Raw genomic sequence first — 3,482 nt, 5'->3', positions numbered from 1 at the left:
AATTTTTTGCATTTTGACAAATAAGTGATAAAGGATTAGGTTCACAGGAGTTACGCATTGCATTGCAATTAGCGCGTTTTGTGAACATAAAATCGTTGAAAACGGTTGCTATGTGAACAAATAAGCGATAACCGCGTAACTCCTAATAGCTTTTGATTATACACGGAATTTTTTATGTCTTTGCCAGTTTATAACAGCCAACAAATTAAGCTTATTGAACAACAAATCTTTGCCAGTGGTGTGCTCAGTGCCGATTTAATGGAGCAAGCAGGACAAGCCGCATTTGAAGTGTTGCAACAATGTTGGCCTCAAGCAAAAAAAATCATTGTCTTATGTGGCACAGGCAATAATGGTGGCGATGGTTATGTGCTGGCTCGTTTAGCTCAGCAAGCAGGTTATATGGTTGAGCTTTATTATAGTGGCCAGCCAAAAACAGCCGATGCACAATTGATGCAAACCAAAGCCCAACAACATCAAGTCAATATGGCCTTGTGGCAAGGTCAAATATTACAAGCCGATTTAATTGTTGATGCTTTATTTGGCATTGGCCTCAATGCTGCCGTGACGGGTACGGCTCAAGACATGATTAATGCCGCGAATGCCAGCCAAATAGAAATTTTGGCCATAGATATTCCGTCAGGTGTCAATGCGGATACAGGTTATGTTGAGGGTGAGGCAATTAATGCCCAAAAAACGGTCTGTTTTATTGGCTATAAATTGGGCTTATTAACAGGTGATGGTGCAAGTTATGCAGGAAAAATTATTTTAAAAGACTTAGCCATTCAACTTGAAAATTATACACTCCCTAAAATACAAATGTGGCAAAAAGAAGATTTAAGTTTTAAAAAGAGAGCCAAAAATAGCCATAAAGGTGATTTTGGCCATGTGTTAGTGATTGGTGGTGATGAGGGGATGGGTGGTGCGGTCATGATGACCGCCGAAGCTTGTTTGCGTGCAGGTGCAGGAAAAGTCACCGTGGCAACACATCCCAATCATGTTGCTCCCTTGTTATCACGCTGTCCCGAAGTGATGGTGCAAGGCATTCATCATCCCGAACAACTTAAACCGTTAATTGAAAATGCGACTGTGATTGTCATTGGCATGGGTTTAGGTCGTCAGGCATGGGGACAGCGTTTATGGTTGGCTGTCAGAGATAGCGAGTTACCTATGGTGGTTGATGCGGACGCATTGTATTGGTTAGCTCAACAACCACAACATAAAACTAATTGGGTGTTAACACCGCATTCGGGTGAAGCAGGACGATTATTAGCCAAACCTTATCAACAAGTGAATCAACAGCGTTTAGCGAATGTTGAAAGCTTAGTCGCTAATTATGGTGGAATAGCTTTGTTAAAAGGTGCAGGTTCTTTAGTGGCGAATCAACAGCAAATTAATTTATGTCCTTATGGTAATGCAGGCATGGCGACAGCAGGTATGGGCGATACCTTAGCAGGCATTATGGCAGGTTTAGTGGCGCAATTTGGCTTAAGTGTGGAGACAGTCACTAAAGCAGTATTAGCTCATGCCTTGGCAGGTGATGTGGCAGCACAAGTAGGGGAGCGTGGTTTATTGGCAACAGATTTATTAATACCATTAAGATCGTTGTTAAATAAATAATATTTCCCTGCAAATTGTCTAACAAAGGCAGTTGTTATCAATCACTTTCAGGTAGAATTGCTGTTTACGACTTATGTGGTTATTGCTGATTTGTTTACATGGCATACGTAAGTTTTATTTTTTTGATTATCGTTGTAGGTTGCATCAATGAGCGAATCTCGACAATTTATTGCCAAGGATGAGCAGCAACAGCTAGCATTGGGTCAAGCTTTAGCAAAAGTGATTAAAAAAGGCACAGTGATTTATTTGACGGGTGATCTTGGTGCAGGAAAAACCACTTTGACCCGTGGTTTTTTACAAGGTTTAGGACATCAAGGAACCGTAAAAAGCCCAACATATACCTTAGTCGAGCCTTATGAATTTGCGGATTTAACCTTGTATCATTTTGATTTATATCGTTTACAAGACCCCGAAGAATTAGAGTTATTGGGAATTAGAGATTATTTTAATTCACAGAGTATTGTGATTATTGAATGGCCGAGTCGAGGTGAACCTTTATTACCACAAGCCGATTTGATGATTGATATACAATTACATCCGCAACAAGGACGTATATTATCATTGACAGCCCATAACTCACCCACAATACATGCCTTAAATGCTTTAGACATTTAGCCCATTTTAGATATTTGCTTATGAAACGATTAATGAAGCCATTGGTATTGGCATTGTCTTTATCTACGTTAAGTATTAGCACGTGGGCGGCTTCGATTACCGCAGTACGCTCTTGGCGTGCGCCAGATAATACTCGTTTAGTGTTAGATTTAAGCGAAAAAACCAGTTATAGACAAATTAATGGCCAAAATAAGCAAATTATTATCGAGTTAGATAATACCGATACTAGCGTTTCTACCTTAAATTTGCCGAGTCGGGTTGGTCTGATTCAAAATGTGTTATTAGAAACAAATGGCGATAAACAGCGTTTAATTATCAATTTAAGCGATGAAGTACGTCCGCATATTTTTATGTTACCCGCTAATGAAAAGTTTTCTGCACGATTGGTTATTGATTTATTTGATAAAGTTTTACTCCAAGCCGTTTCACCAGAGCCAGAACCTGTAGATGAGTTGGTCACTGATAATAAAGGCCGTGCGGTGATTGTTGTGGTTGATGCAGGACATGGTGGTGAAGATTCTGGCGCAATTGGCGCAACAGGTAATTATGAAAAACATGTCACTTTAGCGATTGCCAAAAAGTTAGTAGCTTTATTGCGTAAAGAAAAAGGATTTAAGGCATATTTGACACGAGATGATGATTATTTTATTCCTTTGCAAGACCGTCGTAAAATTGCTCGCAATCGTTATAAAGCCGATATTTTTATTAGTATTCATGCTGATGCAGCTTTGTCTCCTCTAGCAAAAGGTGCATCAGTGTTTGCCTTGTCTCGAAAGGGAGCTAATTCAGCAACCTCACGTTTTGCTCAAGCATTAGCCGATAGAGAAAACAAATCAGACTTATTGGGGGGGGTTGATAATAGTTTTGGTAAAGATTTGCAGTTAAATAATATTCTTGCCGATATGGTTGTTGAAGGAACAGTCACCCAAAGTTTGCACATGGGTTCGTATATTTTAAAAGAAATGGATGATTTAACCAAATTACATTCCAAACGAGTCGAACAAGCAGGTTTTGCCGTTTTAAAAGAAGCAGGTATGATTTCCTTATTGGTCGAAACAGGGTTTATGACTAATGCGGAAGAAGAGGCTAAATTAATTCAATCTAGCTATCAACAGCAAATGGCAGAAGCGGTATTTGTGGGTTTACGGCGATTTGTACAAAAATATCCAATTCCACAAACTTATTTTGCGGTGGGTAAAGAACAAAAAAATCGTAAAATTAGAGATAGAGCTTTACAAGAAATTGCACCG

General features: G+C 39.4%; 3 protein-coding genes. All 3 read left to right on the top strand.

The features are described 5' to 3' along the window. Window positions 1-174: 174 nt before the first annotated feature. Window positions 175-1,617, top strand: a complete 1,443-nt coding sequence (locus tag Q0212_RS12500) for an NAD(P)H-hydrate dehydratase (protein WP_297926010.1) — start codon at window positions 175-177, stop codon at window positions 1,615-1,617. A gap of 147 nt (window positions 1,618-1,764) precedes the next feature. Further along, window positions 1,765-2,232: a tRNA (adenosine(37)-N6)-threonylcarbamoyltransferase complex ATPase subunit type 1 TsaE gene (gene tsaE, locus Q0212_RS12495; RefSeq protein WP_297926009.1), complete on the top strand. Its 468-nt coding sequence runs from the start codon at window positions 1,765-1,767 to the stop codon at window positions 2,230-2,232. A 20-nt stretch (window positions 2,233-2,252) separates the two neighbouring features. Continuing rightward, window positions 2,253-3,482: N-acetylmuramoyl-L-alanine amidase (locus Q0212_RS12490; RefSeq protein ID WP_297926007.1), on the top strand; the 1,230-nt coding region annotated here is incomplete at its 3' end.

Origin of the sequence: uncultured Agitococcus sp. (assembly GCF_937920075.1) — a bacterium.
GTDB lineage: Bacteria > Pseudomonadota > Gammaproteobacteria > Pseudomonadales > Moraxellaceae > Agitococcus.
Note: the sequence above shows the minus strand (reverse complement) of the source record. Positions and strands in the feature narration are given on the sequence as shown.

Coding starts and splice junctions, on each gene's coding strand:
- Q0212_RS12500 (WP_297926010.1), top strand. CDS start 175: ATGTCTTTGCCAGTTTATAACAGCCAACAAATTAAGCTTATTGAACAA.
- tsaE (WP_297926009.1), top strand. CDS start 1,765: ATGAGCGAATCTCGACAATTTATTGCCAAGGATGAGCAGCAACAGCTA.